The sequence below is a fragment of the Bradyrhizobium sp. 191 genome, assembly GCF_023100985.1.
In the GTDB taxonomy this organism is placed as follows: domain Bacteria; phylum Pseudomonadota; class Alphaproteobacteria; order Rhizobiales; family Xanthobacteraceae; genus Bradyrhizobium; species Bradyrhizobium diversitatis.
This window is the reverse complement of the sequence record NZ_CP064692.1, coordinates 814,650-839,410: the sequence shown is the minus strand read 5'-3', so window position 1 is coordinate 839,410 and position 24,761 is coordinate 814,650. Positions and strand designations below refer to the sequence as shown.

28 protein-coding genes are annotated in these 24,761 nt (G+C 63.4%); 16 read left to right on the top strand and 12 right to left on the bottom strand.

Going from position 1 to position 24,761, the window contains the following annotated elements; genetic code table 11:
* Positions 1-10: 10 nt before the first annotated feature.
* Positions 11-1,312: an RsmB/NOP family class I SAM-dependent RNA methyltransferase gene (locus tag IVB23_RS04060; RefSeq protein WP_247802520.1), complete on the top strand. Its 1,302-nt coding sequence runs from the start codon at positions 11-13 to the stop codon at positions 1,310-1,312.
* Positions 1,313-1,527: 215 nt separating this feature from the next.
* Here the strand turns inward: IVB23_RS04060 and IVB23_RS04055 are convergent, their stop codons facing one another.
* The 3 genes from IVB23_RS04055 to IVB23_RS04045 all read right to left on the bottom strand — a co-directional run bounded on the left by IVB23_RS04055 (position 1,528) and on the right by IVB23_RS04045 (position 3,540).
* On the bottom strand, positions 1,528-1,737 hold the full coding sequence (locus IVB23_RS04055; protein ID WP_015686739.1) for a cold-shock protein: 210 nt from the start codon (positions 1,735-1,737) through the stop codon (positions 1,528-1,530).
* 261 nt (positions 1,738-1,998) lie between these two features.
* Complete coding sequence (locus IVB23_RS04050; RefSeq protein ID WP_197965938.1) at positions 1,999-2,331, bottom strand: DHCW motif cupin fold protein; 333 nt, start codon at positions 2,329-2,331, stop codon at positions 1,999-2,001.
* A gap of 99 nt (positions 2,332-2,430) precedes the next feature.
* Entirely contained in the window at positions 2,431-3,540 is a 1,110-nt protein-coding gene (locus IVB23_RS04045) for an endonuclease/exonuclease/phosphatase family protein (protein WP_247802519.1), read from the bottom strand.
* A 361-nt stretch (positions 3,541-3,901) separates the two neighbouring features.
* Between IVB23_RS04045 and guaA the strand changes: the two genes are divergently transcribed.
* The gene (guaA, locus tag IVB23_RS04040; protein WP_247802518.1) at positions 3,902-5,500 is read left to right on the top strand and encodes a glutamine-hydrolyzing GMP synthase; all 1,599 of its coding nucleotides are present in this window, start codon (positions 3,902-3,904) and stop codon (positions 5,498-5,500) included.
* Positions 5,501-5,757: 257 nt separating this feature from the next.
* On the opposite strand, the gene IVB23_RS04035 is transcribed toward guaA, so the two are convergent.
* Both IVB23_RS04035 and IVB23_RS04030 read right to left on the bottom strand, forming a co-directional pair.
* Positions 5,758-6,159, bottom strand: coding sequence for an AraC family transcriptional regulator (locus IVB23_RS04035; RefSeq protein ID WP_247802517.1), 402 nt, complete (start codon positions 6,157-6,159; stop codon positions 5,758-5,760).
* Positions 6,160-6,184: 25 nt separating this feature from the next.
* Entirely contained in the window at positions 6,185-7,213 is a 1,029-nt protein-coding gene (locus IVB23_RS04030) for an aldehyde reductase (RefSeq protein WP_247802516.1), read from the bottom strand.
* Positions 7,214-7,275: 62 nt separating this feature from the next.
* Between IVB23_RS04030 and IVB23_RS04025 the strand changes: the two genes are divergently transcribed.
* Positions 7,276-8,241, top strand: a complete 966-nt coding sequence (locus tag IVB23_RS04025) for an AraC family transcriptional regulator (protein WP_346659134.1) — start codon at positions 7,276-7,278, stop codon at positions 8,239-8,241.
* A gap of 363 nt (positions 8,242-8,604) precedes the next feature.
* Positions 8,605-9,042, top strand: coding sequence for a nuclear transport factor 2 family protein (locus tag IVB23_RS04020; RefSeq protein WP_247802515.1), 438 nt, complete (start codon positions 8,605-8,607; stop codon positions 9,040-9,042).
* 214 nt (positions 9,043-9,256) lie between these two features.
* Here the strand turns inward: IVB23_RS04020 and IVB23_RS04015 are convergent, their stop codons facing one another.
* On the bottom strand, positions 9,257-9,682 hold the full coding sequence (locus IVB23_RS04015) for a type II toxin-antitoxin system VapC family toxin (RefSeq protein ID WP_247802514.1): 426 nt from the start codon (positions 9,680-9,682) through the stop codon (positions 9,257-9,259).
* A complete protein-coding gene (locus tag IVB23_RS04010; protein ID WP_247802513.1) occupies positions 9,679-9,978 on the bottom strand; it encodes a hypothetical protein in 300 nt (99 codons plus the stop codon). The genes IVB23_RS04015 and IVB23_RS04010 overlap by 4 nt, the downstream gene beginning before the upstream one ends.
* A 364-nt stretch (positions 9,979-10,342) precedes the next feature.
* Here IVB23_RS04010 and IVB23_RS04005 point away from each other — a divergent pair, with 364 nt between their 5' ends.
* From IVB23_RS04005 to IVB23_RS03990, 4 genes are all read left to right on the top strand, one after another.
* A complete protein-coding gene (locus IVB23_RS04005; RefSeq protein WP_247802512.1) occupies positions 10,343-11,788 on the top strand; it encodes a cytochrome ubiquinol oxidase subunit I in 1,446 nt (481 codons plus the stop codon).
* Positions 11,785-12,795, top strand: coding sequence for a cytochrome d ubiquinol oxidase subunit II (cydB, locus tag IVB23_RS04000; RefSeq protein WP_247802511.1), 1,011 nt, complete (start codon positions 11,785-11,787; stop codon positions 12,793-12,795). The genes IVB23_RS04005 and cydB overlap by 4 nt, the downstream gene beginning before the upstream one ends.
* 279 nt (positions 12,796-13,074) lie before the next feature.
* Positions 13,075-14,334: a serine hydrolase gene (locus IVB23_RS03995; RefSeq protein WP_247802510.1), complete on the top strand. Its 1,260-nt coding sequence runs from the start codon at positions 13,075-13,077 to the stop codon at positions 14,332-14,334.
* 135 nt (positions 14,335-14,469) lie between these two features.
* A complete protein-coding gene (locus IVB23_RS03990; RefSeq protein ID WP_247802509.1) occupies positions 14,470-15,351 on the top strand; it encodes an AraC family transcriptional regulator in 882 nt (293 codons plus the stop codon).
* Between the two features lie 55 nt (positions 15,352-15,406).
* Here the strand turns inward: IVB23_RS03990 and IVB23_RS03985 are convergent, their stop codons facing one another.
* Entirely contained in the window at positions 15,407-15,778 is a 372-nt protein-coding gene (locus IVB23_RS03985; protein ID WP_061876744.1) for a cupin domain-containing protein, read from the bottom strand.
* A gap of 178 nt (positions 15,779-15,956) precedes the next feature.
* Here IVB23_RS03985 and IVB23_RS03980 point away from each other — a divergent pair, with 178 nt between their 5' ends.
* Positions 15,957-16,619, top strand: a complete 663-nt coding sequence (locus IVB23_RS03980) for an SRPBCC family protein (protein ID WP_247802508.1) — start codon at positions 15,957-15,959, stop codon at positions 16,617-16,619.
* Positions 16,619-16,981, top strand: coding sequence for a metalloregulator ArsR/SmtB family transcription factor (locus IVB23_RS03975; RefSeq protein WP_061876742.1), 363 nt, complete (start codon positions 16,619-16,621; stop codon positions 16,979-16,981). Before IVB23_RS03980 ends, IVB23_RS03975 begins: the two co-directional genes overlap by 1 nt.
* 31 nt (positions 16,982-17,012) lie before the next feature.
* On the opposite strand, the gene IVB23_RS03970 is transcribed toward IVB23_RS03975, so the two are convergent.
* Complete coding sequence (locus IVB23_RS03970; RefSeq protein WP_247804753.1) at positions 17,013-17,894, bottom strand: LysR family transcriptional regulator; 882 nt, start codon at positions 17,892-17,894, stop codon at positions 17,013-17,015.
* A gap of 151 nt (positions 17,895-18,045) precedes the next feature.
* On the opposite strand from IVB23_RS03970, the gene IVB23_RS03965 reads away from it, so the two are divergent.
* The gene (locus IVB23_RS03965; protein WP_061876740.1) at positions 18,046-18,699 is read left to right on the top strand and encodes a hydrolase; all 654 of its coding nucleotides are present in this window, start codon (positions 18,046-18,048) and stop codon (positions 18,697-18,699) included.
* A 118-nt stretch (positions 18,700-18,817) separates the two neighbouring features.
* On the opposite strand, the gene IVB23_RS03960 is transcribed toward IVB23_RS03965, so the two are convergent.
* Positions 18,818-19,318 (bottom strand): peptide deformylase, encoded by a 501-nt coding sequence (locus IVB23_RS03960; protein WP_247802507.1) that lies wholly within the window; start codon positions 19,316-19,318, stop codon positions 18,818-18,820.
* Between the two features lie 83 nt (positions 19,319-19,401).
* Here IVB23_RS03960 and IVB23_RS03955 point away from each other — a divergent pair, with 83 nt between their 5' ends.
* Complete coding sequence (locus IVB23_RS03955; protein ID WP_247802506.1) at positions 19,402-19,986, top strand: TetR/AcrR family transcriptional regulator; 585 nt, start codon at positions 19,402-19,404, stop codon at positions 19,984-19,986.
* A gap of 88 nt (positions 19,987-20,074) precedes the next feature.
* Positions 20,075-20,653 (top strand): DUF308 domain-containing protein, encoded by a 579-nt coding sequence (locus IVB23_RS03950; RefSeq protein WP_247802505.1) that lies wholly within the window; start codon positions 20,075-20,077, stop codon positions 20,651-20,653.
* A gap of 18 nt (positions 20,654-20,671) precedes the next feature.
* Here IVB23_RS03950 and IVB23_RS03945 read toward each other — a convergent pair whose 3' ends face one another.
* Entirely contained in the window at positions 20,672-21,133 is a 462-nt protein-coding gene (locus tag IVB23_RS03945; RefSeq protein ID WP_247802504.1) for a cupin domain-containing protein, read from the bottom strand.
* Between the two features lie 69 nt (positions 21,134-21,202).
* Positions 21,203-22,120, bottom strand: coding sequence for a LysR family transcriptional regulator (locus IVB23_RS03940; RefSeq protein WP_247802503.1), 918 nt, complete (start codon positions 22,118-22,120; stop codon positions 21,203-21,205).
* Between the two features lie 123 nt (positions 22,121-22,243).
* Between IVB23_RS03940 and IVB23_RS03935 the strand changes: the two genes are divergently transcribed.
* From IVB23_RS03935 to IVB23_RS03925, 3 genes are all read left to right on the top strand, one after another.
* Positions 22,244-22,795 (top strand): hypothetical protein, encoded by a 552-nt coding sequence (locus tag IVB23_RS03935; protein ID WP_061876734.1) that lies wholly within the window; start codon positions 22,244-22,246, stop codon positions 22,793-22,795.
* Positions 22,792-23,775: an NAD(P)H-quinone oxidoreductase gene (locus tag IVB23_RS03930; RefSeq protein WP_247802502.1), complete on the top strand. Its 984-nt coding sequence runs from the start codon at positions 22,792-22,794 to the stop codon at positions 23,773-23,775. Before IVB23_RS03935 ends, IVB23_RS03930 begins: the two co-directional genes overlap by 4 nt.
* Positions 23,776-23,904: 129 nt before the next feature.
* Positions 23,905-24,753, top strand: a complete 849-nt coding sequence (locus IVB23_RS03925) for a hypothetical protein (protein ID WP_247802501.1) — start codon at positions 23,905-23,907, stop codon at positions 24,751-24,753.
* Positions 24,754-24,761 lie beyond the last annotated feature (8 nt).

The window sequence follows — 24,761 nt, the reverse complement described above, 5'->3', positions numbered from 1 at the left end:
AAGAATTCAAATGACCCCCGCTGCCCGGCTGTCCGCAGCCATCGAACTGATCGACACCATCGAGAGGGACCGCGTGCCCGCGGCCAAGGCGCTGAAGGAGTGGGGCACCGCGCACCGCTTCGCCGGCTCGGGCGACCGCGCCGCGATCGCCGGTCTCGTCTGGGACGTGCTGCGCCGCTACGCCTCGAGCGCGTTCCTGATGGATTCCGATACCGCGCGGGCGCGCCTGATCGGCATGCTCCGCCTCGAGCGCAATATGGACACGGCCACCATGGCCGCGCTGTTCGACGGCAGCCGGTTCGCGCCGGCGCCGCTGACCGAGGCCGAGCAGGCCGCGCTCGCCTCGCGCTCCCTGAAGGACGCGCCTGCCGCCGTGGCCGGCGACTATCCCGAATGGCTGGATTCGCACCTTGCCGAAGTGTTCGGCGACGACCGTGCGGCGGAGGCGGCCGCGATGGCCAGCCGGGCGCCGCTGGACTTGCGCGTCAACACGCTAAAGTCCGATCGCGACAAGGTGCTGAAGGCGCTTTCTCATCTTCATGCGAAACCGACGCCGTGGTCGGCAACGGGCCTGCGCATCGAGCTTTCGGCCGACGCGCGCAACCCGGGCGTCCAGGCGGAAGAGGATTTCATCAAGGGCGCAATTGAAGTGCAGGATGAAGGATCGCAGCTGGCGGCCCAGCTTACCGCGGCAAAGCCCGGTGAGCAGGTGATCGATCTCTGCGCCGGCGCCGGCGGCAAGACGCTGGCGCTCGCCGCCCTGATGCAGGGCAAGGGCCGCCTGATCGCGACCGACCGCGACAAGCGCCAGCTCGCCCCGATCCACGAGCGGCTGTCGCGCGCCGGCGTCCACAATGCCGACGTTCGCACGCCCAAGGGCGAGGCCGATCCGCTGGCGGACATTCGCGCCTCGGCCGACCTCGTCGTGATCGACGCCCCCTGCACGGGAACCGGCACCTGGCGCCGCAACCCCGATGCCAAATGGCGCATGCGCCCCGGCGCGCTGGAGATCCGCCTGCGCGACCAGGCCGAGGTGCTCGCGCGTGCCGTGCCGCTGGTGAAGCCAGGCGGCCGCATCGCCTACATCACCTGCTCGGTGCTGGCGGAGGAGAACGGCGAGCAGGTGAGGGCATTCGTCGCGCGCCATCCCGAGTTCGGCGTGGTGCCGCCCGAGCAGACCGCGAGCGTGCTCTGGGACAAGGCGGAAGCTTTTGGCGAGGCCGCGCTGCAGACGGGCGAGGGCTGGCTGATGACGCCGCGACGGACCGGAACGGACGGGTTCTTCGTGTCGGTGCTGCGGAAGGCGGGCTGACCGCACCCCGCCGTCATTCCGGGGCTCGCGAAGCGAGAACCCGGAATCCATGGAGCCGCAGAGAAACGCCGTGCGATGGATTCCGGGTTCGCCCTCCGGGCGCCCCGGAATGACAGGGGGCCAAAACGAAAGCCCCGCGGACCGGATCCCGGTCGCGGGGCGTTCTTGTTCTAGCGTTCTGCCGGTACGTCCGTGGTCAGAACGTTGCGCGGGCGTTAGCCGACGCGGAGATTGTCAGCCGAGGACTTGCCGCTGCGGCGGTCGGCGACGATGTCGAACGAGACCTTCTGGCCCTCGTTGAGGGTGGAGAGGCCGGCGCGCTCGACCGCGCTGATGTGCACGAACACGTCCTTCTGGCCGTCGTCCGGCTGGATGAAACCATAACCCTTTTGGGTGTTGAACCACTTCACGGTGCCCATAGCCATGGGAATTTCCTTTGTTAGAGAGGGTACGCACGCGGACCGGTACGCGTCGCTGCGCCCTTGATCCTGTTCAGTCGATGTTTGGAGAAGTCATCTGAAGCGTGCGCGCCCGTCTGCAACGAAGCGAAGCGGCCCAGTCGTTCGGCCAAGTATCGATGATCACAATATAGCGAGAATTTGGGGCTACTTCAAGGCACCACCCGCGGCTCGGGATGTCGCCCGTCTTTGCTATTTTGCGGTGCAAATTAACCGTCACGGCGAGCCTCAATCGACGATGAAAAGCGTGGCGCCGGTGGCCGTCGAGGACCGGTGTGCGGCGTCGCCGAAATCCGAGACCTGGTAGCTCATGCCTGCGGTCAGCTTGAATTTGCGGCCGTCACGCAGCTCGGAATCGAGCTCGCCCTGCAGCACGTAGAGCACGTGACCGCGATCGCACCAATGATCGGCGAGATAGCCCGGCGAATATTCCACCATCCGCACCCGGAGATCGCCGATATTGAGCGTGCGCCACTTGGCCTCACCGCTCTCGCCGGGATGCGTGGTCGCCTCGATCCGGCTCCAGTCGGTGACGGTAAAGGGGGAGGTGGGGAGTTTCATGGGAGAGAATCCGGTCGATGCGGTTTGTTACGGTCTCCTCATAGCCGCAAACGCGACGGTCGCAAGCCGTTGGCGCCGGCCGGCGCCCACGGCGGTCGACTAGACGTCGAGTTCGGCCCAGATCGCCGCATGATCGGACGCGGCCTCGACCTCTCTGGTGATCTCCGGAAAATGCGGGAACAGGTCGCCGTTCTTGCCGCCCCAGACCCCCATGCGGAAGATGCCGCCGGCGGTCGCCTTGTCGAACAGGGCCGGTGATAGCAGGATGTAGTCGATCTTGTTCGAGGCGGTACCGTTCTTGAACGTGCCGGGGCGCCCGCCGTCGTCGAACCCTTCGAGCTCGCTGATGTCCTTCAGTCCGGTCTGATGAAACAGGGGGCTGAGCGGATCGCTGTCCGGTGTGTCGTTCAAGTCGCCGATCACCGCGATGAAGTCGTGCTTCTGGCGAAGCTGCCGATAGATGGTTGCGGTGCGCGCGGCCTGGCGTTTCCGCTTCGCGTTCGAGGTCGCCGGGGAGCCGAATCCCTTGCTCTTGAAGTGATTGGCGAGCACGACGAGCGAACTTCCCGCTGCGGTCTGAATCTCGAATTGCGCGCAATCCCGGCTGAACACGAGGCCGTCCTCGTCCTCGTCATCGACGTGGCTCGCGATCGAGACGATCTCGAACTTCTTCCTGGTCATAAGTCCGACGTCGATGCCGCGATCGTCATTGCCATCGATCAGCATGATGTGGTCGTAGGGCGTCGCGTCGACGGCGGGCATCACGTCCTTGCAGAACCGGACGAGGGCGGGCCGGCTTTCCGCCTCGACGACGCCGAGCACGTCCGCATCGATCGCCTTCATGACCCGGGCGGTATTGCGTGTTGCCTCTTCGTTGACCTGCTCCAGCTGGAGGTCGACCCAGCCGATCCAGTCGTCTCGGCCGTTGGCCACGACGTCAATCGGCTTGCCTTGAGGCCGCTTGACGAGATGGCCGCGATTCTGCCGCAGGATCGCGTATTTGCTCTCGTCCGATTTCTTGAGGCCGAGAGTATCGAGCAGTTCGACGATCTTCTTCTTGTCGTTCGCGGTGTACTTGTGCTTGCCGAGGATGGCGTTGATGTCTGCCTCCGCCTTCAGGATGGTCCTTCCTTCCTCCGAAAAGCCGGGGCCACTGAGCGCACGCGCGCGCATGAAAAGGTTTTCCACGTTGAAGGATGCGAGTTTCATGAAATCTCCCAGGGATGAAAATGAATTTCAATCAGTAGTAGAGATTACCAGACGGCTCGCATCCGGTCGAGGCGCGCGGATGGTCGCAGCCGGCACCGGGGAGCGCCGGCCTTCGTCTTATTGTCACAATGGAGTCCGTAGGACTGTTATCCCATGAAACAGTTCGCCGATCCCCACACGATCAGCACCGCTTCGTTCACCCGCGCAGGAGATGGCATTCTCCCTGATCGACCCTTTCTCAGAGCGGGTCGATAATAGGTCAATATTACTGACATATATCCACTTGTCCATGCCCAAAGAAGCATGTGGGCGCGCCGCGTGCGCGGTTGCGGCGCGCCCGCTGCCAGCGTATCTGCTGGCCATGACAGCAGCACAGAACGACCGCTCCGCGTCGACGCCCTCGGTGGCCTCGGCGCACGACAAGATTCTCATCGTCGACTTCGGCAGCCAGGTGACGCAGCTGATCGCGCGCCGCGTGCGCGAGGACGGCGTCTATTGCGAGATCGTCCCGTTCAACAAGGCCGAACAGGCCTTCAAGGAGATGAAGCCGAAGGCGGTGATCCTCTCCGGCGGCCCCGAGTCGGTGCACGAGGCCGGCTCGCCCCGCGCGCCGCAACTGATCTTCGCCTCCGGCGTGCCCGTGATGGGCATCTGCTACGGTCAGATGACCATGGCGGCGCAGCTGGGCGGCGAAGTCGAGGGCGGCCATCACCGCGAATTCGGCCGTGCCGACGTCGAGGTCAAGGCCGAGAGCAAGCTGTTCGAGGACGTCTGGTCGTCAGGCAGCAAGAACCAGGTCTGGATGAGCCATGGCGACCGCATCACCAGGATGCCGCCGGGCTTCTCCGTCGCCGGCACCTCGCCGAACGCGCCGTTTGCGATCATCCAGGACGAGAAGCGCAAATATTACGGCCTGATGTTCCACCCCGAAGTGGTGCACACGCCCGACGGCGCAAAGCTGATCCGCAACTTCGTCCGCAAGATCGCGGGCCTTTCTGGCGACTGGACCATGCGCGCCTTCCGCGAGGAGGAGATCGCCAAGATCCGCGCGCAGGTCGGCAAGGGCAGGGTGATCTGCGGCCTCTCCGGCGGCGTCGATTCGGCCGTCGCGGCCGTCCTGATTCACGAAGCCATCGGCGATCAGCTCACCTGCGTCTTCGTCGATCACGGCCTGATGCGCCTCAACGAGGCCGAGCAGGTCGTCGACCTGTTCCGCCACCACTACAACATCCCGCTCGTGCATGTGGACGCGTCCAAGCAATTCCTCGGCGAACTCGAAGGCGTCACCGACCCCGAAGCCAAGCGCAAGACCATCGGCCGCCTCTTCATCGAGGTGTTCGAGGCCGAGGCCAAGAAGATCGGCGGCGCCGATTTCCTGGCGCAAGGCACGCTCTACCCGGACGTGATCGAGAGCGTCTCCTTCACTGGCGGCCCCTCGGTGACGATCAAGTCGCACCACAATGTCGGCGGTCTCCCTGAGCGGATGAACATGAAGCTCGTCGAGCCCTTGCGCGAGCTGTTCAAGGACGAGGTGCGCAAGTTAGGGCGCGAACTCGGCCTCCCCGAAATCTTCGTCGGCCGCCACCCGTTCCCCGGCCCCGGCCTCGCCATCCGCTGCCCCGGCGACATCACCAAGGACAAGCTCGACATTCTGCGCAAGGCGGACGCCGTCTACATCGACCAGATCCGCAAGCACGGCCTCTACGACGAGATCTGGCAGGCCTTCGCCGTGCTGCTCCCGGTCAAGACCGTCGGCGTCATGGGCGACGGCCGCACTTACGACTACGTGGTTGGGCTCCGCGCCGTCACCTCGACCGACGGCATGACCGCGGATTTCTACCAGTTCGACATGAAGTTTCTGGGCGAGACCGCGACGCGGATCATCAACGAGGTGAAGGGCGTGAACCGGGTGGTCTATGATGTGACCAGCAAGCCGCCCGGGACGATTGAGTGGGAGTGACGGGTCGTATTTTGGGATACTGTGGGATACAGCAGCGAATATTGATGACGCGGAACATTCGATAGGGACCGATTGATGTCAATTGATCTAGGTCGCCGCTGTTAGCTGGCTGTGCGTTCGATAAGTCATGATCGCAGCTGGGTTTTGCGCTCGCAGATCGAGCCGCAAGCCGCTCTCACCTCAACTAAGGCGGGCGTGTCTCACCGCGCCTCTGGATTTCTCGCGAGAACACAACAAGCGCATAAATCCGGGGGCGATCAGAATGCCGTCCGCTCTCCGCCTTCCGAACGTATCGACTTGATGTTCTTCAACGGGGGCTGCTCAAAAAGTCGCCGATACTCCCGCACGAACTGGGTCGGGCTTTCATATCCTACTTTCAAAGCTGTTGTGGTGACGTCCGTTTCCTCGATCAGCATCAGCCGGCGCGCTTCATGGAGGCGCAGGTGCTTTTGGTATTGCAGCGGGCTCATTCCCGTCAGCTCCTGGAAATGCCGGTGGAGGGTTGAAACGCCCATGCCGATCATCGTCGCCAACTGCTCGATGTGGAAGTGCTCGCGGAAATGATCGCGAATCCAATTGGCCGCCTTTGCTATTCGGTGCCCCTGAGATCCCAGCCTGACGATCTGGCGCAGATTCCTGCCCCGGTGCCCCGGAAGCAAGGGCCGCCCGCCCTTGGACGGGCGTTCAGACCTTGACTATGCCGACCTCTATCATGCTGCGTGCCGCGGCCTCGATAGCATCGGCTGGCGGGCGGGGATCCCAACCGAGCACGCGTTTCGCTTTTTCGCCGCTGGCCGACAGATCGATGCCAAGAAGGGGAAGAAGCGCCTTCACCTTGGGATCCACCATGGCCTTGGCTTTCATGGCGATGTCCGGAAATTGCATGGTGGATACCTTACGGGCCTGTTCCCCGAGGCGTTCCTTAAGAATTTCGGCCACTTGGACGAGCCACAGCGCGTCACCGGAGGTTGCGAGAAATCGTTCGCCTGCTGCGGCCGGATCGGTCATTGCCCGCAACTGAAGGTCGGCCACATCGCGTACGTCCACGAAACATGACTGGATACGTGGCTGCCCGGGTTGGCCCTCGAGCATGCCCTTCAGCATCATCAGCGAATGCGAGGTGTCCGGACCAAGCGCCGGGCCCATCACGGCGGTCGGGTTGATCGTTGCCAGTTCCAGCCCGTTGCCGTTTTCAGCGATAAATTCCCAAGCCGCGCACTCCGCCAGCGTTTTGGACTTTTGATAAGGCGCGATGTGACCATCGAGATCGCTCCAGTCCTCCTCGGTGAAGGGTCGACCGGGACTGGCCTTGCCGGCGCCGATGGCCCCGAAGGCCGAGGTCAGCACCACCCGTTTCACCCCAGCGTCGCGGGCGGCACGGAGCAGCCGAAGGTTGCCGTCGACAGCGGGCCGGATCCAGTCTTCTTCGCTCGCATAGTTTCCCGAGGGCGTCGAGGACGCACTATGAATGGCATAGACGCAGCCTTGTGCGGCTTCGGCCCATCCCTCGTCCTTGAGCAGGTCGGTCTCAACGAAGCTCAGTCGCTCTCCCGGCTCGGCGCCGCCATGGGCCAGATAGGCGCGAACCTCGTCCGCCCGGTCGAGCGAACGGATGGCGGTGCGGACGCGGAAGCCGGCGGCGAGCGCGGCGATGATCGTGTGCTGTCCGATAAATCCTGTTCCACCAGTAATGAGGATGGTGTCGTCCGCCATGGCTGCTCCGAAAGCGAATTGATGATGCCTTTTGAAAGATAGGGCAGGAAGCTGGATCGCGAATGCTTGAACGTCCGGCATTTATACGCGACAATCCGAAAATGCCGTCCGACGTGCTTTCCGAAATTCTCAGACTGACAACGGTGGAGTCGATGGTGACCGGCGGCTTCAACGCGGGAGGTGCCTGGGCGCTTCGGTTTCCGGCACCGAAGTCGATCAAGTTCTTCGCGCTGACCCAGGGCCGGTGCTGGGCTCGGATCGACGGCGAAGCACCGATGCGCTTCGGACAAGGCGATGTGGGCCTTCTGACGGCGCAGCGTCCCTACACCTTGTCGAGCGATCCGTCGGTGACGCCGGTCGACGCAATGGCGCTGTTTTCCGGGCGTGGCCGCTCGTTCGTCACCTTGGGCGATGGAACCGACTTCAGCTATGTGGGCGGGCATGTCCTGCTCGATCCGACGAGCGGGACCCTGCTGTCGGAAGCGCTGCCACCGTGGCTCCGCGTCGACGGCGCGACCGAGCAAGCAGCGCGGTTTCGCTGGTTGCTCAGCGAACTCGTGAATGAGCGCCAGCAGCCGCTGCCGGGAGGCGCCCTTGTCGCAACGCAGCTCGCGCAGTTGCTGTTCGTGCAGATCCTGCGAGCGCAGATGGACGGCAACGACCGCATCCCGCCGGGGTGGTTGCGCGCGCTGGGTGATCCGCGCCTCGCGCCGGCCGTGCAGCTCATGCATGACGATCCGGCGCGCGCGTGGCATCTCGACGAATTGGCACGCGCCTGCGCGATGTCGCGATCGACCTTCGCCGCGCGCTTCACCGCGACGGCCGGTATCGCGCCGCTCGGCTATCTTGCGCGTTGGCGCATCCATCTCGCCTGCAAGGCGCTGCGGGACGAAGAACTTTCCGTGGCGTCGGTTGCGGCTTTGGCCGGCTATTCCTCGCAGGGCGCCTTCAGCAATGCCTTCAAGCGGATGACGGGCTTGTCGCCCTCCTTGTGGCGCGAACGACAGCTGAGCGCCGGTCCGGCCTGAAGGCGTCGCTGCGAGTTTGGGACACCTCGTCGTAAGCGGCTAGTTGGGCTGACTGAGATCCAGTATCGTAGCGGGAAAGCCTGCGAAGCCTGGAACGCCCGCAGAGATGCGGGCTTCTTCGTTTTCAGTCCGGTGCTTGCGAGCACCGGCAAGACCCGCGTCGGTGGCATAGCCTCGCTGTTTACTCGACCAGCATCAATGGGAAAGCGGAGTTCGATGAACCGCGAACGATCGCTAGCCAACAACTGGCCCTCGAACGGCCCGCCGATAACAACAGCCGAATGCCAAGATCGATAAGGTAGCGGACCGTCAGCTTGTGGCGGATCTGGCAACGCTTTCTCGAAGTCGAAGGAGAAGCTGCGGATGACCATCTCGAAAGGCGAAGTGGAACAGTTCTTTGAACGATATGCCCAAGCCTTCAGGGATGGCTTGGAAGGTACTCTTGATGAGGAATTTTTCCGTTCGCTTTTTTCCACCCAGTATATCGCTGCAGGACCAAAAGGTGTCATGGCAGGGGACAACGATCACACTTTTGTCGAGCGGATTTCAAAGGGATACGAGCACTATCGTCAGATCGGCAACAAGGCGGTCACCGTCTCCGGGATCGAGATGCATTCGATCGATGAAACACATTGCCTGGTCCACGTGGGCTGGAGCAGCGAGTTCGAGAAAGATGGCAGGCGTATCGATGTGCCTTTCACCAACGTCTATCTGCTCGAGCAGAATGATGGGATGTTGAAGGTTTTCGGCTGGATTACGGGTGATGAGGTTCAACTGCTCAAGGACAATGGTCTCTTGTGAGGCTTGCCCCGACGGCAGCGCGTCAGCGAACTTGCACTGATCGAAGAAGGTCGGCGCCGGCCCTTCTGCGGGGGGTAGGACATTCGGGCCTCTTGAGACCGTATTGTGCCAACGATATTGTCCAAGGACAGTGCCCGTAGAATGCCCCATCGCGCTTGTAGAGCGGACTTGATGGGTATCGCTGCACTTCACCCATCCGACGACTACATCACGCTCATCCGCGTACCGGATTGAAGACCTTGATCCCGGCGAAATCCGTTTCGTTATCCGTCACCACGACACAGTCGTTTGTATTGGCGACGGCGGCGATGATCATGTCGAGCGCGTTTCGCGGTTTGCCGGCCGTTTTGCCTTCGGCCATCAGTCGGGCCCAGACGAGTCCGGCCTTGTCGTCGAAGGACAGGATGCGGCCCGCAAAAAGCGCTTGCGGTCCTTCGGGCCCCGAGAACCAGACGTCGAGGAGATCGCGCTTCTTGCCACGCGGTTTTTCCAAAATACCACGGCGGATTTCTGCAACGGTTAAGGAGGCGATGAACAGGTCCTCGTCGCGCTGCATCGACATCCATGACATCAGAGAGTCCGACGGTCGCGGCTTGACGACGTTGCTGATGATGTTGGTGTCGAGGAGATAGCGCGTCACAGGTCGACCTTGCGGCCCTTTTCACGGGGGCGAGAAAGATCGAGATCAGCCCCTACGAGCGGAGAACGGCGCAATGCGGCGAGAATCCCGCCCGGCCGGGTTGGCTCGCCTGCGATCGACTTGCGCACGGCGGCGCGAAGCGCCGAGGCCTCTGGCGTATCCTCCGACAGGCGTTTGGCGAACGAACGGATGAGATCGCGGTCGGCATTCCGGCCGAGCACTTCGAAACGCGCCAAGCCGCGCTTACCGAGGCGTGACCGATAGTTCTGGATGGCGCGCTTCTGTGAGTCTCCCATGCCGTCCTCGGCTATTTCCAGTGATATAGCTGGAAATCCGGAGTTCTACAACTGCAGCGAGCCGGTATGCCGTCGTGATCGGCGCGCAGCACCCGCCTGCTGCACCCGCCGCCAAAAGCTCGACGCGCAAGCGGTCCGCTCTAGCGCTCCTAGCGCGCGCTCCGATCGCAGCTCGTCCGCTGCAGACCGGGTGCGCGGTAGGACATTCAGGCATATTGAGACGGTACCGTTCCAACGATATCCTCCAAGGGACGCTGCCCGCAGAATGCTTAAAACTCTCGACATCTGATGATCGAGGCAGTTGGAACCGGCGCAGGCTGGGAACGTTGGCTGCGGGCCGCAATTGATGTCGAGGGGCGGAGCTATGTCCGATCTACTGCCCAGCGCGTTGGATCTTGCGCGCTTCCAGTTTGCCTTCACGGTGGTCTGGCACTTCCTGTTTCCGGCCTTCACCATCGGACTGGCTAGCTATCTTGCCGTGCTCGAAGGTCTGTGGCTGTGGACGGGCCGCGGCGCCTATCTCGACACCTATCGCTATTGGCTGAAGATTTTCGCCGTCGCTTTCGCCATGGGCGTGGTGTCGGGCTTGGTCATGTCATACCAGTTCGGCACGAACTGGTCGGTGTTTGCCGACAAGACGGCGCCGGTGCTCGGTCCGCTGCTCGGCTACGAAGTGCTGACGGCCTTCTTTCTCGAGGCCGGCTTCCTTGGGGTGATGCTCTTTGGCCTTGGCCGCGTTGGTCCGCGCCTGCATTTCGTTGCGACCTGTTTCGTCGCGGGCGGCACCTTGCTCTCGGCCTTTTGGATTCTAGCCGCGAATTCCTGGATGCAGACGCCGGCGGGACATGCCACGGGGGCGGACGGCCAGTTCATTCCCGAGAGCTGGCTCGGGATCATCTTCAATCCTTCGTTCCCCTATCGATTCGCCCACACGGTGACAGCGGCTTACCTGACGACCGCGATGATCGTGGGTGCCGTGGGTGCCTGGCACCTGCTGCGGGACAGGATGAACGAACGCGCTCGCATCATGTTTTCAATGGCGATGTGGATGGCCGCGATCGTGGCGCCGATGCAGCTCCTGATCGGCGATCTGCACGGCGTGAATTCCTACCACCATCAGCCGGTCAAAGTCGCGGCCATGGAAGGCCACTTCGAGACCGAGCGCCGGGCCTCCTCCATCCTGTTCGGCATGCCGGATGCCGAAGTCGGGGTGACGCACGGCCAAATCGCCATTCCAGGTTTTGCGAGCCTTTATCTGACGCACAGCCTTGATGGAGAGGTCAAGGGGCTCAAGGCTTTCCCGAAGGATACCTGGCCGACCAACATTCCGCTCGTCTTCTGGGCGTTCCGCATCATGGTCGGTTTGGGCATTCTGATGATCGTGCTCGGCATGACCTCGCTCGTTCTGCGTTGGCGCGACGCTCTGTACGACACGCCATGGCTGCACCGCTTTGCCGTGGCCATGGGGCCGTCGGGGCTGATCGCGGTGACGGCCGGATGGACGGTGACGGAGGCGGGACGCCAGCCATTCACGGTTTATGGACTGCTGAGGACGGCCGATAGCGTGGCGCCGGTCGCAGCGCCGGCCGTCGCCGCGTCTCTGGCGGCATTCATTGTCGTGTACTTCGTCGTCTTCGGCGCGGGGATCGCTTATCTGTTTCACCTCTTCCGCCAGACGCCTGAAGCCGGCGAGCAAGGACCGCCACAAGGCCAGCCGGTCCGCACGGCCGGCATCACGCCTGCGCCAGCCTTGATAGTAGGGTCAGACACGCACAGAGCAGAGCCGCGGCAAGCGGGGATCCGGCCATGAGCATCGACCTCACATTGATTTGGGCCCTGCTGATCGCCACGGCCGTGCTGCTCTACGTCGTGATGGACGGCTTCGACCTCGGCGTCGGCATCCTGTTTCCGGCCGAGGTGGCGAGAGCCGACCGCGATGTCATGGTCAATTCCGTCGCGCCGGTCTGGGACGGCAACGAAACCTGGCTCGTGCTCGGCGGCGGCGGCCTGTTCGCGGTGTTTCCGCTGGCCTACGCGACGATTTTTCCCGCGCTTTACATGCCGCTCATCCTGATGCTGCTGGCGCTGGTGTTTCGCGGGGTGGCCTTCGAGATGCGGTTTCGAGCGCGGACGTCCGCCGGTGAAGTATGGTGGGACCGCGCCTTCTCGTGGGGCAGCTTTGCCGCCGCATTTCTTCAGGGCGTCTGCCTTGGCGCCATCGTGCAAGGCATTCGTGTGGAGGGGCGTGCCTACGCCGGCGGATGGTGGGACTGGCTGACGCCTTTCTCGGTTTTGACCGGTGTTGCCCTGGTTGTCGGCTACGGCCTGCTCGGCGCGTGCTGGCTGATTTGGAAGACCGACGGGGCGCTTCAGGCGCGCTGCCGGAGCTATGCACGCGTTCTCGGCTTTGCGACACTCGGCTTCATCGCCGTCATATCCTTGATGATGATCATCCAAAGCCCTGCGTTCCGGGAGCGATGGCTGACGCTGCCGAACATGCTTTACGCAGCGCCTGTGCCGGTTCTCGTGGCCCTGCTGGCCTGGCGCTTTCACCGCGCGCTCGGCAAGGGCGAGGATGGGATGCCGTTCCTGTGCGCGCTGGGCTTCTTCCTGCTGTCCTATGCCGGGCTGGGCATCAGCATGTGGCCGATGATCGTGCCGCCCTCGATTACGATCTGGCAGGCAGCCACCCATCCCAGCAGCCAGTTGTTCCTGCTCGTCGGTGCGGCGGTGCTGGTACCGGTGATCCTTGTTTATACCGGCTACGTCTATTGGATATTTCGTGGCAAGGTGCGGCACGGCGAGGGGTATCATTGAGGCTGCGCGTGTCTCAAACCTGGCGGCAGCTGCTGTGGTTCGTTGCGCTTTGGGCCGCAGGTGTAATCGCGCTGCTGGCGATTGCAGTGCCGATCCGATGGCTGCTGAAGACAGGGTAGAGAGGCTGCCGCACCCTCGATCTCCTGGATGCTTCGGCAAGCTCGATCTGGCCGCGGCTTGCCGTCCCGTCCGCGCGTAGGCGCCCGGCGTAAACGTCGGATCTCCGTCACGGCCTCTCGTGATACGACATCCGCATCGTCCCCTCCGGAGCCCGCCTTGATGCCCGTCGCGACTGCCGCTAGCCAGCTTCCCGCCTCTGCCGTTGAAACCGACCCCGAAACCCTCGGCTGGATGCGCGGCTTTCCGCCGTCGCCCGACCGCACCATCACCTTCCAGGATGGCTCGTTCCGCAGCTTCCCCGAACTGCGCTGGGCCTGGAGCAACATCCGCCAGCTGGTGCCCACCGTGAATGTCTGGCGCGGGGCAGGGCCCGCATCCATGCTGCCGCGCGAAGACCACGACATCGGCGCGGTGGCTTCGACCACGATGGACGGCCGGCCCATGACCTTCGCGCAGATGCTGGAGGAGACGTATACGGACGGCATCGCCGTGCTGCATCGGGGCAAGCTGATCTATGAGCGCTATTTCGGCGCCTTGAAGCCGCACAAGCCGCATATCGGCATGTCCGTGACGAAGTCGTTCACCGGCGTGCTCGCCGGCATTCTGGTCGCCGAGGGCAGGATCAATCCGCAGGCGCCCGTCACGGATTACGTGCCCGAGCTGAAGGCCAGCGCCTTCGGCGATGCGCGCGTGCACGAGGTCATGGATATGACCACGGGGCTCGCCTACACCGAGGTCTACACCGACAAGAACTCGGACGTGTGGGGTCTGCGGCGTGCCAACGGCATGGCGCCGATCCCGCCGGGCTACGACGGACCCACCAACATTTTCGATTTCCTCATCGCGCAGAAGAAGCAGGGCGAGCACGGCAAGGCCTTTGCCTACAAGACCGTCAACACCGACGTGCTGGCCTGGATCATCCGGCGCGCCAGCGGCATGACGCTGTCCGACCTGCTCTCCGAGCGGATCTGGCAGCCGATGGGCACGGAGGAGGACGCGTATTATCACGTCGACCGCATCGGCACCGAGAGCGGCGGCGGCGGGCTCTCCACCACGCTGCGCGATCTCGCCCGCTTCGGTGAGACCATGCGCAATCACGGCCGCTTCAACGGCCGCCAGATCGTGCCTTCAACGGTCGTCGAGGACATCGCGCGCGGCGGCGACCCGGAGAAATTCAAGCCGGCCGGCTACACCACATTGCCGGGCGCGTCCTATCGCAATCAATGGTGGGTCACGCACAACGCGCACGGCGCCTACATGGCGCGCGGCGTCTACGGCCAGGGCATCTACATCGATCCCAAGGCCGAGATGGTGATCGCCCGCTACGCCTCGCACCCCATGGCGGGCAACGCCGCCAACGACCCCGTGACGCTGCCGGCGTATATGGCGCTGGCGAAGGCGCTGATGGCGGGCGGGTAGGGCGCGTCGTCCGTCACGCACTCGCTGTCATCGCCCGGCCGAGTCGGCCAACGACAGTGTGCCTAAAACCGCAAGATCGGTCGAGCATGCCACGGCCGTTCACGCCTAGATGAGCCCCGCCACGGAGGAGGGACGATGAAGGCGGCGCTGCAAAATTATCAGGCCCGGATGCGGCGGGTGCTGGACCATATCGACCGGCATCTCGACGATGATCTGGATCTGGAAAGTTTGAGCGCTGTTGCGGCCTTCTCGAAATTCCATTTCCACCGGCAGTTCTCGGCGACCTTCGGTCTGTCAGTGCACAGCTATGTCCAGCTGGCCCGTCTGAAGCGCGCGTCGCATCAGCTCGCCTTCGCCGACGCCCAAAGCGTCACGGACATTGCGATGGATGCCGGCTACGAAGCACCGGATGCCTTTGCCCGCGCCTTCCGGCAACGGTTCGGGCAATCGCCATCGTCGTTCCGGAACTCTCCCGAGTGGGAGCCGTGGCTTGCGGCCTTCGGGCCTCTCGATATCGCGAGGAGCAAGCTCATGCAGAGAACTTTCACGACTGACGATGTGACGATCCGCGAGGTGCCCACCACGAAGGTGGCGATCATGGAGCATCGGGGCGACCCGGCGACGCTTCCCGCCACCATCCAGCGCTTCATCGCGTGGCGGAAGGCGGCGGGCCTGCACCCCGGCACAAACCCGACCTTCAATGTCTGGCGTTCCGAGCGGCGTCCTGCGCGCCCGGCCGATTACAGCGTGGATCTTTGTGTCGGCACCGACCAGCAGATCGCGGCTGATGGCGACGGGATCAAGGCCGGCGAGATCCCCGGCGGACGCTGCGCCGTGCTGCGCGTCGTCGGCTACACCGACAATCTGGAGCCGGCCGCGCTCTACCTCTATCGCAACTGGCTGCCGGGCAGCGGCGAGGAAGTGCGCGACTTCCCGATCTATTGCCAGCGGCTGAGCTTCTTCCCGGAGGTGCCTGAGCACGAGACGGTCGCGGAACTGTTTCTCCCGCTGAAATAGCGGTCTCCGGGTCGGGCCCAATCCCGTCGGGTCACAGCAGGCGGGCAGGTCGACATCAACGGCTGCCACGAGCTCGCGCCTCATGCGCCTCCTGCCAGTGCGGATAGGTGACGTAGGCGGTGAGAGCGCCTTGCTCGTGCGAGCGGATGGTGATGGTCTCACCTTTCGGCATGTAGACGATCTCGCCGGGACCTGCGGTAATGGTGTCGCCGTCGCTCGTGACCGAGAGCTTCCCCTCGAGGACGATCATGACATCGTCGACGCTCATCGTCTCCTCGAGATTCTGGTTCGGTGCGTAACGCCCGAAGCCGATCGTGATCGGTCCGCCGTGACGTTGGTCGACCAGGTTGCCGACGAAGATATTGCCGTCCTGTCCCGGCGAGCGCTCGAGCGAAGCGTCGGAGATGGCAAATTTGCGAACTTTCATGAATTCATTCCGTCTTGTGCGAGCTGGCGGGTTGGGCACCGATAGACGCCTGGGCAGGCATTTTGTTCGCATCGCCTCACGAGGCGGTTTGACGCAGCGGCGCGGCTTAATATCAGTGTTGACTTATATTAGTGATGGTTGATATTCATCAAAGAAGAGCGGAGCAAGGAGAGGCGCAATGCAGATCGACGTCGCCAAGGTCCTGGGACTTGTGACGCGCTCGGTGAGGAGCTTTGAGAAGGACGGGAAGCCGGCGAGCGCGGTGACTCTGACGCGTCTCTACGACACCGGCGTCGACGATCTCTGGGACGCCGTGACCAGCAAAGAGCGGATACCGCGCTGGTTTGCGCCGGTCGAGGGAGACCTCCAGCTCGGCGGCAGGTATCAGGTCAAGGGCAATGCGGGCGGCACCATCACGGCCTGTACGCCGCCGACCCATTTCGCCGCGACATGGGAATTCGGTGGCGCGACGAGTTGGATCGACGTCCAGCTCTCGGCAGAACGAAGCCAGGCGCGCCTGACGCTTGAGCACACCGCGATCATCGAGGATCATTGGAATCAGTTCGGCCCCGGTGCGGTGGGCATCGGCTGGGACCTCGCGCTCGCGGGACTCGAGCGATATCTTGCGACCGGGGCGTCGGTTGACCACGAGACGGCAGAGGCGTGGATGGTCTCGCCCGAGGGCAAGGACTTCATGACGACAAGCGGCGAATATTGGCGTGCGGCGCATGTCGCGAGCGGGGTCGATCCGGCCGCGGCGAAAGAGCGCTCGGACCGCACCATTGCGTTCTATCGCGGCGAGATGCCGCCCGACATCGCACATCCCGGCACAGGAAGCTGATGCACGCCTTCGAGGTCCTCGCCGATCCCGTGCGCCGTCGCATCCTCGAGCTGCTCGGCCTCAAGGAGATGGCGTCCGGCGAGGTCGTCGAAGCGATCGGGGCCGAATTCGGCATCACCCAGGCGGCGGTCTCGCAGCACCTCAGGGTGCTGCGCGAGAGCGGCTTCGCAACCGTTCGGGCGGAGGCGCAAAGACGGCTCTATTCGGTCGACGTGGCGGGGCTTCAAGCGGTCGATGCCTGGATCGGTCAGTTCAGGAATTTCTGGGAGCCCAAGCTGGACGCACTGGCCACCGAGATCGCGCGCGGCAAACGTGAGCGTCGCAACGCGCCGCTCACCAAAAGGAGCGGGAAAAGAGCTTGAAGTGATCGCGAACTGGGAGTGAGGAGCGAAGTTACGCGAGCTGCGGAGCCGGCTCGCAATACTCGATCAGCACTTCGGTGAGAACCCGTATCTTCCTTGCGGGATGCTGGCCCGGGGGGCGGATTACATATGCACCCGCCGGAGGTGGGGGATAGCGTGTCATCACCGGCACAAGCGCGCCGGAAGTGACATATTCATGGGTGAGCCTGTCGGGAAGATAGGCGATCCCGAGGCCTGCCGTTGCCGCGGCGAGGAGCGCTGTGCCGTTGTCGGCCTTGAAGCGCCCCTGCGGACGAACCGTGATGATCTTGTCGCCATCCATGAGTTGCCACGCTTCGGTGCCCTGCATGAGGGCTTCATGGGCGACGAGTTCCTCCGGCGACTCGGGCGACCCATGGGCCTTGATGTAGTCAGGGCTCGCGAGCAGCTTCCCATGGATTGGTCCGAGGCGTCTCGCAATCAAATTGGAGTCCTGAAGATAGCCAATCCGTATCGCACAATCATATCCTTCTGCGACGAGATCGACGAAGCGATCGCTATAGCAGGTGTGGATCTGGAGATGCGGATGGCGGCGAGCCATTTCCGCAAGGATAGGAGCGAAGTGGGTCGGACCGAAAGACAGCGGCACTGCAACTCGCAAGCGGCCGCGCAGGTCTCCCGCGGGTAAGATCGCCTCCCTCGCCGCGTCGATCTCGGCGCCGACTCTGGCGGCATGGTCTCGGAAAGTGACGCCGGCTTCCGTGAGTGCAGCCCCGCGGGTCGTTCTTGCAAGCAGTTGGACGCCAAGCTCCGCTTCAAGCCGCAGCAGCCGACGACTGACGATCGATTTGGCGACGCCCAGCCGGGCCGCGGCGGACGAAATTCCCCCAGCGTCGGCGATTTCGACGAACGTCCGTATGTCTTCAATGTCCAATTCAGCGTTCCTGGTTCCGCGACACGGTGTACCCCGCCGCGACACTACCGTATCGCCTCCGGGAACACCAATCTCGGCGTCGGCTACGTCGCTGCTGGCGTATGTCTTCGAAAAACCAGTGCCGCTCACAACGGCAGTAAAGGATGCAACGATGACTTTTCGTAACGGCCTTGCTTCGCTTCTTCGTCCCGAAGACTCCGTGCTCGTTCTGATCGACCACCAGCCTTACCAACTCGCGAACGTGAACAGCCATGAACCGCAGATGGTGATCAACAACACCGCCGGTCTGGCCAAGGCCGCCAAAGCCTTCGGCGTCCCCACCATCCTCACCACGGTGATCGCTGAACGGGGTGGTCTCCTTTTCCCTCAGATCACGGACGTTTTCCCTGGCCAGGAAATCATCGACCGGACGTTCATCAACACCTGGGAGGATCGAAAGGTGGTGGACGCAGTCAAGGCAACGGGCCGCAAGCAGCTCATCATTGCCGGCCTGTGGACCGAAATTTGCGTTGCGATGCCGGCGATTCAGGCTCGTGGCGAAGGCTGGGATGTCACGGTGATCACCGACGCCTCTGGCGCCGTTTCGGTGGAGGCCCACCAGGTCGCAATCCAGCGCATGATCGCGGCGGGCGTAAATATGATGACCTGGCTGGCGCTCGCGGCCGAATGGCAGCGCGACTGGGCTCGGACCGATCAAGCTGCCGCGCTGACGAAGGTGATCACGCAGCATGCCGGCGGCAGCGGCATCGCGTTCCTGTGGGAGCAGCAGCTGCTCAACACACCCGTACCCGCCAACGCGGGATGATCTGAGCGTGTAGGGTGGATTAGCCGAAGGCTGCGCGAAGCGCAGTCCGCCGGCGTAATCCACCGTTCCCTCGTTAGGCCGCGCTCTGATTGGTGGATTACGCTATCGCTAATCCACCCTACGAGCCCCGCGATATCTTCTCGAATTTCTTCACCAGCCGCTCGCGCTTCAGCCGCGACAGCCGCTGGAGCCAGAACATGCCGTCGAGCTGATCGATCTCGTGCTGGTGGCACACCGCGCGCAAGCCGTCCGATTCCTCGTGTTGCACATTGCCCTCGAGATCCTGATAGCTGATCCGCACCCGCGCATGGCGCTGCACCTCGTCGTTGACCCCAGGCATCGACACACTGCCCTCGCGGTGCAGGATCATCTTGGGCGAGGCCCATGTGATCTCCGGATTGACGTAAGTGCGCGCGCCGTCCTTGGCGTCGAGCTCCAGCACCACGACACGCAAGGGCACGCCGATATGCGGCGCGGTGATGCCGATGCCGGGCGCGGCACGCATGGTCTCGAGCAGGTCGTTCGCGAGGTCGCGCAAGGACTCGTCGAAGGCGGTGACGGGGTGGGCCGCCAGCGCGAGCCGGCGGTCGGGATAGCGCACGATCGGGCGGATGGTCATGCAGGCTCCTACCACTCACTCACTCACGGATCATTGAACCATTCCAGCTTGACGACGTACCTACTGGAAGGTAGCTAAATCGCATGAGCACCGTTTCCTCAACCGCCGACGACATTCTTGCCTGCGCCCGCACGCTGATCATCGCGGGTGGCTATAACGGCTTCAGTTACGCCGACATCGCCGACGTCGTGGGCATCCGCAAGCCGAGCATCCATCACCATTTCGCCAGCAAGGTCGACCTGGTCCGTACCCTCGTGTCGCGCTATCGCGAGGAGGCCCAGGCGGGGTTGTCGGCGCTCGAACGCAATGTCGCTGATCCCGCCGACCAGCTCAGGAACTACGTGGGGTATTGGGAGGCGTGCATCAAGGATGCGACGGCTCCGTTCTGCGTGTGTGCGCTCCTGGCCAGCGAACTTCCGATCCTGCCCGAGGAGGTGGCGCTCGAAGTCCGCGCGCACTTCCGCTTCCTGGCATCCTGGCTGGCATCGGTCATGGAGCGCGGCAAGCGGCAAGGACGGCTCCATCTCGCCAGCACGGCACGGGTCGAGGCGGAGGGATTCATGGCGACCGTTCACGGCGCGATGCTGTCGGCGCGCGCTTATGGCGATCCCAAGATGTTCGGCACCATCATCCGGCCGCTGCTGGACCGGCTTTCCACCAGGCACTGACGAGGTCGACACAGGCCATGCTGGTCAGGGCGGCCCGGCGTTTCCGCATTCTATGAAAACTACCAACTAGTAGGTAAGGAGAAGAGAAATGAAAGATCGTGAGATCGCTTTGGAGGCGGCCGACCAGGCGCAATGGCTGAAGCAATACTACTTCCTGCGTGCCGCGTTTTCCGTCGCCTGGGTCATTGCGGCCTTCGTGATCGCGCCAACGTCGGCGGTGATCGCAGCGGTGTTGCTCGTCGCCTATCCGGCCTGGGACGCAGCCGCCAACTATCTCGACGCGCTCTCCAGCGGCGGCTTGAACCAGAACCGCACGCAGGGCCTGAACGTGCTGGTCAGTCTGGCGACCACCATCGCGGTCATCCTGGCCTTGCAGGTGAGCATGAACTGGGTGCTCGGAATCTTCGGGGCCTGGGCGATCCTGTCCGGATTGCTCCAGCTCGGCACCGCCGTGCGGCGCTGGAAGCGTTTCGGCGCGCAATGGACCATGGTGCTCAGCGGCGGCCAGTCGGCGTTGGCGGGCGGCTTCTTCATCTTTCAGGCCTCGATGCCTGCGGTGCCATCGATCGCTAATGTTGCGGGCTATGCTGCGGTCGGCGCGCTCTACTTCCTCGTCTCGGCGGTCTGGCTCACCGTCAGCACGTGGCGCCGCAGCGCGGCCATGTGAGGCGTTGCTCCAGACGCTTCACGCGTCCGGATAAGGCGTCCCGTCCTTGTGCAGGAAGCGGCCGTCGGATGCCGGGCTCATCATGTCGATGTCGGAGCAGGTGATGAGGTCGGCTTGCGAGCGCGAGCCGACCTCGAGATAGACAGCCGTCGCATTCGACCTGTTGATCATATGATGGCCGTTGCCGCTTGCCTTGGGGAAGGCCGCGCAATCGCCGGCGCGCAGCACGGTTTCGCCGCCATCCTCGATCAGCGTCACCTCGCCATCGAGGATGTAGACGAATTCGTCCTCGTGCGAATGCCAGTGCCGCTGGCTCGACCAGCCGCCCGGCGGCAGGCGCATCAGGTTGACCCCGAAATCCGACAAGCCCCCGGCATCGCCGAGCCGCTGCCGGATGCGCTCGGCACAGGTAGCATCGAATGGTGCGGGGTAGCCGGAGCCCTTGCGGGCCGGCACGACGGCAATGTCGATCTTTGGCATGGAGGGGTCTCCTGCAATTTCAGGCACTGATGATGGGGCGGATGGTCATGATGTCATTGGCGTCGGCAACTAAGCCCACACCGGCGGCGACCCGATTGAATTCCGCAACGCGGCAGTCAGGATCGTCAGTTTGGCAGACGGCTGGGCCAGAGCTCGCAACAGATACACGCCGGCCTTTGCCTCATTCCACCGTTCGTCGTGGAGCGGGATTCGTGTCAATGAACCGGCGCGTACGTCCGTCCCGACAACCCAGTCTGCCAGGAATGCGATGCCGATGCCGGCGAGTGCCGCGATCCGCATCGCTTCGAAGTCGTCGCACCGAAACACGGCTTGCGGCCCGGGCGCTGCGCCCGCGGGGTGACCAAGCACGTCCGTCCAGCCCAGCAGGTCGGCGCCGTGCAATTTGTCGACCAGCCGATGGCCGGCGAGGTCTTTCGCTTCGGTCGGTGTGCCGTGACGATCGAGATAAGCAGGAGCGGCGACCAGCATCCTGTTCTGCGATGCCAGCTTGGTCGCGATGAGAGTGCTGTCGGCAAGTTCGCCGATCCGGATCACTGCATCGAGCCGCTCCAGGACGGGATCAGCGAGCCTCTCCGTGAGATCGAGCTCGACCGTGAGGCCGGGATGATCCCGCATGACCGTTTCCAGGGTAGGGATCACGTAGCGCTTGCCAAAGGTGGGAAAGCAGGCAAGGCGAAGAACACCAGCGACCGCACCATCGAAAGCGGCGATCTCGGCGTGCGTGTCGGCAAGGTCGTCGAGCAACCGCTGTGCGCGTTCGAACAGTCGTTCTCCGGCGTCGGTCATCGCGAGCGCGCGGGTCGAGCGCACTAGCAGGGGCACCCCGACGCTGTGCTCCAGCGCGTCGATCTGCCTGACGATGGCCGAGGGTGTCACACCGCGATGACGTGCGGCGCTGGAGAAGCTCCCGCCACGAACCACGTCAACATAGATGGCCAGATGTTCCGCAAAACGCGGGTCTTTCATCTTTGCGCCTTTCGCAAAAGGGTTTCGAGCTGAACGTTCATTATCATCAACCCTCAAAGACCGTATCTCCTCTCTCGAAGGCGGGCCTTATCGGCCTAAGCCATTGAATGGAAGGAGATTATCATGAAGGTTCTCGATCGCATCCTGTCGCAATCGGCCTATACCGCGGTCATTGATGTGCCGCTCGACCGGGTGGACATCGCCGAATGGCTGTTCACGCTCTCCGAAGCCGAATATCTGCGCTGCTGCCCGCCTGATCACATTGCGGCCGGTGTCAGCACCACAGACGACGGACGCCGCATGATGATCAACGTCGAGCAGATCGGCACCGGGCTGGTGATCCAACACTACGTCGCGGAAGAGGCCGGCAAGACCTACTGCCGTATGAATTCGATCTCGGACGTGTTTACGACCAACGGCCGGACCCAGGTCAACGTGATCTGGGAGCTGAAGGCCGAAACTATCGATGACGGGCGCACACGCTATACGAACAGCGTCACGGCACATCCGACCGACGTCTTCATGGCATTCCTGGACAAGCACGGCATTTCCTTCGAAGACGCCGCCAACGCGCGCCAAGCGGCCGGAAGCGACCACAATCGCCGCGAGACGCCGTTGTTCGCCGCCAGCATCGCGCGGCGCGCCAAGGCCCATGCACAGGAGCAGGCAAAGTGAAAGGCATCGTCTATGACGGCTTCGGTCCGGCGGAGGTTCTCCGCCTGGCCGAAGTGCCGAGGCCGGAGATTCGTCCCCACGACCTGCTGGTGCGTGTGAAGGCGGCAGGCGTCAATCGCGCGGATATTCTCCAGCGAAACGGCGCCTACGGCAACCAGAGCTTTGGCGAGAGCACCCTGCTTGGCCTCGAACTGGCCGGCGAAGTCGTTGGCGTCGGCAGCGAAGTCGACGACGTCTCGATCGGGCAGCGTGTGATGGCGATCGTCGGCGGAGGGGCGTATGCCGAATTCGCCCGGGTCGACCGTCGCATGGCGATCGGGATTCCCGGCAATCTCTCGTTCGTCGAGGGCGCGGCGATCATGGAATCATTCGTCACGGCCGTCGAATCGGTTTCACATGTTGCAGGCGTCGGGCAAGGTCAAACCGTCCTGGTTCACGGTGCCGCGGGCGGAGTCGGCTCCGCCTGCGTGCAGGTCGCCCATGCGCTGGGCGCCACCGTCTACGCAACGGCGAGCGCTTCGCGGTTGGCGGACGTCGGCAGCATCGGCGCCGCCGCTGTGATCGACTATCGTGCCGACGATTTTGAAAGCGTTGTCGCGAGGCTTACCGATCATCGCGGCGTTGACGCCGTGATCGATTTCGTCGGCGGCGACTACCTGCCGCGCAACCTTCGCAGCCTTCGGCCAGGCGGAATCCTGGTTCAGGTCGGTATTTTGAGCGGCCAGCACGCCACCTCGATTCCGCTCAACCTGCTGCTCCACAACCACTTGCGATTGGCGGGCACGGTCATGAAATCGCGAGGCGTGGACGAGAAGCGGGCAATGGTCCGTCGCTTCTCCGAGGGGTTTTCGCCGCTGTTTGCGTCGGGTGAGCTGAAACCGTTGGTGGACCAGGTGTTTCCCCTTGAACGCGCCGCCGATGCCCATAGCAGCGTGGAGCGCGGCGGGGGATTTGGAAAGGTTGTCTTGGCGGTGGATTGAGCGCGGGTAGGGATGTCGTCCTTGCCGATCCGTGGCGCGTGCTGTGCGCAACCTGGACACTGCAGCTACAACGATCCGGTCCGAGCGGCTATGCTGAACGCTTGAAGCCGAACCCTGGAATCGTTGCAAGTGCTCTCTGACGTTCTCAAGCGCAAGTCGATCTACAGTTACTTCAGCCGAACGGCGATGGAGAAGGCGGTCACCTATCAGGCTCAGGGCCGCGTCTCGAACCTGAAGGTCAGCGACGACCTGAAACACGTCAGCGCCGCCGTGCGCGGCAGCGGTTCGAACAGGTATCGCGTCGATATCGCCTTGGCGTTCAACGGTGACGCGCTCACGGATCACGATGGCGATTGCACTTGTCCGATGACCTACAATTGCAAGCATGTCGCCGCACCCCTGCTCGAGGCGCTCAGCGGGAAGGAGTCCCCGGCGACGCACACGCACGCCGCCCCTAGCGGCCCAACGGCCCCTCCGGTTCTCTCTTCCGAGCTCACCAGCTGGATCGACAGTGTCGGCCGGGCGGCGCGCGGTGACGGAGCTGGAGAGGATCAGAGCCAGTGCCTGCTCTATTGCTTCAAGCCATCCGACCACGCGATGCCGCGGCTGAACCTGTCCCTGCGATCCGTCCGCGCGCTCAAGGGCGGCGGCTTCGCCGAGAGTTATACCAGCCCCATCCTCCACGAGTTCAAGGCCGTGCGGGCGCCGAAGTACTCTCGCGACGTCGACATCGACATCGTGACCCAAGCGGCGGCCGGCACCCGCGATTATGTCGAGCAGGGACCTTATGCGGAGGAACTGCTGAAGCGCATGGTCGCCACCGGCCGGGCATTCTGGCTGGACCACAAGCGAACCCCGTTGAAATGGGCAGACGCGCGGGAGGGCCGGATCGAATGGCAGTCGGCGGGAAAGCCCGGTCTCACCCCTCATCTCGTCCTGGATGGAGCGGTCGCGCTCAATGCGGAGCCGCCGGTCTAAATCGATGA